The following is a 5,165-nucleotide window of genomic DNA, read 5'->3' on the forward strand; positions in this document are numbered from 1 at the left end:
CCGCAGCCAGTTGGCGACCTGGTTGGAGCGGCCGGCCATCTCGGCGAAGGAGTAGCGCTGCTCCGAGCCGTCCTCCTCGACGATCCACAGGGCGGTGCCGTCGCCAGCGCATACCGTGCCGCGTACCCGGCGATGTCGGTCGCCGCCGCGCGCACCGCCGCCGCACAGCAGGCGCAACGGCGGCTGCTGCACGACACGGTCGAAGGGGACCAGAAGACGTTCGGCGGGTCGTGGTTCGACGCGCCGTCGGGAGTCTTGCACCTGGCGGTGACCACCGCGGGGGCCGAGGCGACCGCCGCGACGCTCGGGCGCAAGCTCGGCATACGGGTGCAGACGCACCGCGTCGCCCGCACCTTCGCCGACCTGGAGCGCCAAGCTGCGGCGATCCGCCGCGGCACCGGTGCGCTGAGCGCGGCCGCGGCCGGCAACATCGGCCTGGACCTGGCCGACAACCAGGTCGTCGTCGCCGTGCCCGCGCTGCGCATGGCCGCGCTGGCCGCCGGCGCGGTGCCTGCGGGGGTACGGGTCACTCCGCGCAAGGCGACCCCGGTGGAGCCGGACGTCTGCACCGCCCGCAACAACTGCGCCGACAGCCTGCGCGCCGGCCTGATGCTGAGCCCGCAGTGCTCCCTCGGCTTCACCTTCCGGGACAAGTTCACCCCCAACACGCGGTGGGTCATCACCGCCGGCCACTGCTCGACAGGGGTCGGCGTGACCTGGTCGACCGGGGGCACCACGATCGGGACGCTGACCGGCGCCACCGACCGGGACAACCTCGACATCGCCTCGATCAGCACCACCAACGCGACCTACCTCGCGGACATGGTGGGGAGGATCTACATGCACAGCGCGGCCAACCGGTTCGTGCGGGTCAACGGCGCGCCCACCCGCACATCGTCCATGGTGGCCGGTGACGTGGTGTGCCTGTCCGCGAACATCACCACGCCCACCGGCGCCAACAACTGCGCCGTCATCGAGCTGGTCAGCGACCCGCAGGTGCGCGGCATGGTGAAGACCACCGGGTACGACGCCTGCGGCGGCGACAGCGGCGGCGGCTGGTACCAGCTGACGTCGGACAACCGGCGCAACGCGTACGGCATCCACAGCCGTAGCACCGCCGGCTGCAACGCCACGCCGGCCGAGTCGTGGTTCACCCCGGTGCCCGGATTCACCGGCGGCATGACCATCGAAACCGGCTGACCGTTCCATCCGCTCGGGGCGGGTGCGGGAGGGTCGGGCCACTGCGGCCCGGCCCTCTTGCCCGCTTCCGCCACCGGTGGTGGTCTGGCACCTCGCGCTCGGCGTCGTCGCTTGCCTCGGTGGCGCGGTGCAAGGTCTCCAGGCCCTTCGCGGTCAGCTCGACGACATTGCGCCGGCGGTCGTCGGCGGGCGAGCAGGCCCCTCACCTTGATTCGGGTCGATCGGCTCTGCCTCGTCGGCTCCTGCCGATGGAATTGGGAGGCGACGCCGATCTTGGACGGCCATACTGCTCCCATGAAACTTGCCGAGGCTCTCGCGCTGCGCGCAGATGCGTCGCGCCGTGCCGAACAGCTACGCTCTCGCATCGCGGGCAGCGCGCGTTTCCAGGAAGGCGAGACTCCGGCTGAGGACGCCGAGTCCCTGCTCGCCGAGGCGGGTGAAGTGCTCACTGAGCTTGAGTCGCTGATCAGGCGCATCAACCGAACCAATGCCGCGACCGTGGTCGAGGGCGGCACACTGACCGACGCGCTGGCTCGGCGAGATGTCCTGCGCCTGCGCCACAGTATTGTCACGTCCGCGGCTGATGCCGCGGCCGGTGAGGGTCAGCGCGGTTACCGGCAGCTGCGGTCGGAGCTGAAGATGATTCCGGCGCTACCGGTCGCTGAGTTGCGCCGCCAGGCCGACGATCTGGCCCGGCAGGTTCGAGAGGTGGACACGCTGATTCAGCGGGTCAACTGGGAGGTCGATCTGCTCGACTGACCGACGCGGAGCAGGTAACCGACGTGGAGGCGTGCGCAAACCCGAGAGCCGGCGGGTAATCCGGTTCACGCCTGGCGCGCCGGGGGCAGGCGCGGGGGTTCGATTCCCCGACTCACATTGCATGCCCAGCACACGGCACAAGTGACGGCGCACAGGGCACAGCACACCACCGAGCGCAGATCCACGACGGCGAGGGCGGGATAGGGGAACTCCGCGTCCCTTCATGTTGACGGCGCCAGGTACGAACGAGATCAGCCGCGTACCACCCGTGCCGATGGAGTGGCGGTGGGCCGATTCAGCCGGCATCGTAGCTCGGCGAACGTGTCGTCCTGGATATGGATTCCGGGAAACGCGCGGCCGGCCGGGGCGGCCGCAGCCGCCGCGCGCACCGCCGGGGCCAGCGACTCGGCGATCACCGCATAGCCGGCACTGGACGGATGAAACCGGTCCGCACTGAACAAGCTCGCATCCACCGCGAACACGTCAGCCGAACCCACCTCGATGTCCGGGACCCGAGCCCCGGCGTCAACCGCAGCCCGGGTCTGAGCCTGCCGCATCGCCGCGCTGGCCGCCCGCACCAGCATCCGCGTCTGCGGCGGCACCCACGGCACGACGCTGAGATCCGGCGCCGAGGCCACGACCACCTCCGCGCCGGCCGCGCGCAGCGTCCGGACGGCATCACCGAGGCTCGTCGCGGCCTGCACCGGTGGCACACGAAGTGGGTGTCAGTAACGGCACCAGCGGCCTCTGGCTCGCGGTGGACAGCGGGCTGGTGTTGACGAAGAAGTCGTCGCGGATGCCGAGGATGATCGGCAGCAGATCATTGGCGTCGGTGCGGGCGCGGATCGCGGTATGAGCGGATGCTGGGCACGGTGTCACACGATCGCCTGCGCGGCTGGAGTCATTCCATACGGTCCCGACTCTGCCGCCCGGAACCGTTGCGATTTCAGGTCAGGGACTGACCGCAGTGCACGGCATGATTTTCAGCATGACCAGCGACATTCTGCTCTCTCCGGAAGCTGTCCCCCACGGCGGCGCCGTCCTCAATCCGTTCGTGATCGTGGACGATGCCGCGCGGTTCGTGGACTTTGTGGGCGAGGTGTTCGGTGTGGCCGAGACCGTCGAGGCGCGGACGCCGATGCCGGACGGCAAGCTCATCCACGCCCAGCTGCGGCTCGGCACCGTCGACCTGATGGTCGCCGACCGGCTGGACGGGTGGCCGGCGCGGCCCGGCCTGCTGCAGGTGTGGGTGACCGACGCGGCGGCGGTGCTCGAGCGGGCCGAGGCCGGGGGCGCCACGACGGTGACCGAACCGACCCCGTTCTACGGTGAGACGACGATCGCCCGGATGCTCGACCCCTGGCAGAACATCTGGTGGCTCTACCAGCCGGCGCCCGGTCAAGCGGATCCGGTGCCGTCTTGGGAGGGCGGCACCGACACCGTTTTCGCCACCGTGGACAAGGCATTGAAATCGCTGGGCTGAGAGATGCGGTGTCTGTCTGGAGCTCCCGGCCGAACTCCACAGGTTGACCGCACTCATTTCTGTTCGTGCCGGTCGTGACGATGAGTGGGCGCTCGGACCGGGGCAGGGGTCGGCGACTCCCCGGCGTGGAACAGCCGACCGAGCTGGTCATTGAGGATCCGCAGCGCCGCGGCGCCGTCGCGCTGGCCGCCCAGCACGCTCGAACCCAGGCCGTTGGTCAGCGCGAGCAGGGCGGCCGCGGTCAGCGCCGGGTCCACGTCGGCCGCGACCTCGCCCGCCTCCTGGGCTGCGGTGATGTGTGTGGCCAGCAGCGATTCCAGTTTGTCGGGGTAGGTGGCGCCGTGCCGGGTGGCCATCTCCGCCTCGCTGCTGAAGACCAAGGTGTAGAAGCCGGTGTAGGCCCGCGTCAGCCGCACGCTCTCCTCGTCAGTCGGCAGGACCGCGGTGAGGGTGCCGTAGACGACGGTGCGTGAGGTGACCGGACCGAGCGCCCGGATGCTCGCCGACACCCGTTCGGTGAGTTGCTCGGCGAGGTAGGCGAGCGCGGCCAGCAGCAGTTGCTCCTTGGTGTCGAAGTAGTACTGCACGAGCCGCAGCGAGACACCGGCCTCGGCGGCCACCTCGCGCATGGTGGCCGACTGCAGGCCCCGTGTACTCGCTATCCGCAGCTTCTTCGCGGTCTACGACGATCTGGTCGATCGGCTCTGGCCGTCCTCGTCCGTCGACTCCGATGTGGTGACCAGCTTCGGCACCACCCGCGTCCACCGGCTCGGTTCCGGTGATGAGACTCCGTTCGTGCTGCTGCCGGGCTCAGGCGGGCCGTCGCTGATGTGGCACGCCTACGTCGGCCGGCTCGCCGCTTCCCGGCCGGTGATCGCGATCGACCCCGTCGGTGAGCCTGGCCCGTCCGTTCAGACCCGCGCCATCGACAACGGCGACGAATGGTCCCTCTGGCTCGACGAGGTCCTCACGGGGCTGGACGTCGGCCAAGCCCATCTGGTCGGCACCTCGTACGGCGGGTGGATCGCCCTGCGCCACGCATTGCGATCACCGGACGCCGTCGCGAGCCTCACGCTGCTCGACCCGGGCGGCTTCGGCAAGGTCAGCCCGACGTTCGTGGCCTGGATAATCGCGTGCGGGCTGGCCAGCTTCGCGCCCCGACCGGTCCGGCGCGCGCTGGCCCGGCCGCTGCGCAACCTCGCCTTGCGCGACGACGAGGCGATGCCCCTGGTCAAAGCCACCTTCGGCTTCCGACGCAAGCACATCATGCCCACCCCGCTCACCGACGACGACCTCGAACGGATCACGGCGCCGACGCTGGTGCTGGTCGGCGGCCACAGTCAGCTGTACGACGCCGGAGAGATCGCGGCCGTGGTCACTGCCCGAATGCCGCGCGCCGTCGCCGAGATCATCCCCGAAGCCAGCCACGACCTCGTCCTCCGGCATCCCGACGAACTCGCCGCGCGGATCGTCACATTCGCCGCGGCCACCCGGGCCTGCCCTCGATAACGGCCACGCTCACGATCCTATGGGTCCGGGTGTCGGTGGGCTGACCGCCGTACCTCAGCCGGCGCGACCGGCCAGAGCGGCCGCAGCCGCCGCCCGCACCGCCGGGGCCAGCGACTCGGCGATCACCGCATAACCGGCACTGGACGGATGAAACCGGTCCGCACTGAACAAGCTCGCATCCACCGCGAACGCCTCAGCCGAACCCACCTCGATG

Annotated in this window: 8 protein-coding genes and 1 pseudogene; 5 read left to right on the plus strand and 4 right to left on the minus strand. The window is 70.2% G+C overall.

Going from position 1 to position 5,165, the window contains the following annotated elements:
- On the minus strand, positions 1 to 192 hold a 192-nt coding region (locus AB0C29_RS32625), incomplete at its 3' end, for a hypothetical protein (protein ID WP_360828372.1).
- A gap of 75 nt (positions 193 to 267) precedes the next feature.
- Between AB0C29_RS32625 and AB0C29_RS32630 the strand changes: the two genes are divergently transcribed.
- Both AB0C29_RS32630 and AB0C29_RS32635 read left to right on the plus strand, forming a co-directional pair.
- Positions 268 to 1,200, plus strand: a complete 933-nt coding sequence (locus AB0C29_RS32630; RefSeq protein ID WP_360828375.1) for a trypsin-like serine protease — start codon at positions 268 to 270, stop codon at positions 1,198 to 1,200.
- Between the two features lie 294 nt (positions 1,201 to 1,494).
- The gene (locus AB0C29_RS32635) at positions 1,495 to 1,959 is read left to right on the plus strand and encodes a DIP1984 family protein (RefSeq protein ID WP_360828378.1); all 465 of its coding nucleotides are present in this window, start codon (positions 1,495 to 1,497) and stop codon (positions 1,957 to 1,959) included.
- A gap of 251 nt (positions 1,960 to 2,210) precedes the next feature.
- Here AB0C29_RS32635 and AB0C29_RS32640 read toward each other — a convergent pair whose 3' ends face one another.
- Positions 2,211 to 2,672 carry a GDSL-type esterase/lipase family protein gene (locus AB0C29_RS32640; protein ID WP_360828381.1) on the minus strand — a complete coding sequence of 154 codons (462 nt, stop codon included), beginning with the start codon at positions 2,670 to 2,672 and terminating at the stop codon, positions 2,211 to 2,213.
- Between AB0C29_RS32640 and AB0C29_RS32645 the strand changes: the two genes are divergently transcribed.
- Positions 2,666 to 2,815 (plus strand): hypothetical protein, encoded by a 150-nt coding sequence (locus tag AB0C29_RS32645; RefSeq protein ID WP_360828384.1) that lies wholly within the window; start codon positions 2,666 to 2,668, stop codon positions 2,813 to 2,815. The genes AB0C29_RS32640 and AB0C29_RS32645 overlap by 7 nt on opposite strands.
- Before the next feature lie 132 nt (positions 2,816 to 2,947).
- Positions 2,948 to 3,442 (plus strand): VOC family protein, encoded by a 495-nt coding sequence (locus AB0C29_RS32650; RefSeq protein WP_360828387.1) that lies wholly within the window; start codon positions 2,948 to 2,950, stop codon positions 3,440 to 3,442.
- Positions 3,443 to 3,495: 53 nt separating this feature from the next.
- Here AB0C29_RS32650 and AB0C29_RS32655 read toward each other — a convergent pair whose 3' ends face one another.
- A complete protein-coding gene (locus AB0C29_RS32655; protein ID WP_360828390.1) occupies positions 3,496 to 4,071 on the minus strand; it encodes a TetR family transcriptional regulator C-terminal domain-containing protein in 576 nt (191 codons plus the stop codon).
- 1 nt (position 4,072) lies between these two features.
- Between AB0C29_RS32655 and AB0C29_RS32660 the strand changes: the two genes are divergently transcribed.
- Positions 4,073 to 4,951, plus strand: coding sequence for an alpha/beta hydrolase (locus tag AB0C29_RS32660; protein WP_360828393.1), 879 nt, complete (start codon positions 4,073 to 4,075; stop codon positions 4,949 to 4,951).
- Between the two features lie 54 nt (positions 4,952 to 5,005).
- On the opposite strand, the pseudogene AB0C29_RS32665 reads toward AB0C29_RS32660, so the two are convergent.
- Positions 5,006 to 5,165, minus strand: a pseudogene (locus AB0C29_RS32665) (SGNH/GDSL hydrolase family protein); the annotation flags it as partial.

It is taken from the genome of Actinoplanes sp. NPDC048791 (genome assembly GCF_040650095.1).
Taxonomy (GTDB): Bacteria; Actinomycetota; Actinomycetes; order Mycobacteriales; family Micromonosporaceae; genus Actinoplanes.

Excerpts from the sequence above, each read along its gene's own strand:
- AB0C29_RS32635 (WP_360828378.1), top strand. The coding sequence starts at position 1,495 with ATGAAACTTGCCGAGGCTCTCGCGCTGCGCGCAGATGCGTCGCGCCGT.
- AB0C29_RS32650 (WP_360828387.1), top strand. The coding sequence starts at position 2,948 with ATGACCAGCGACATTCTGCTCTCTCCGGAAGCTGTCCCCCACGGCGGC.
- AB0C29_RS32655 (WP_360828390.1), bottom strand. The coding sequence starts at position 4,071 with ATGCGCGAGGTGGCCGCCGAGGCCGGTGTCTCGCTGCGGCTCGTGCAG.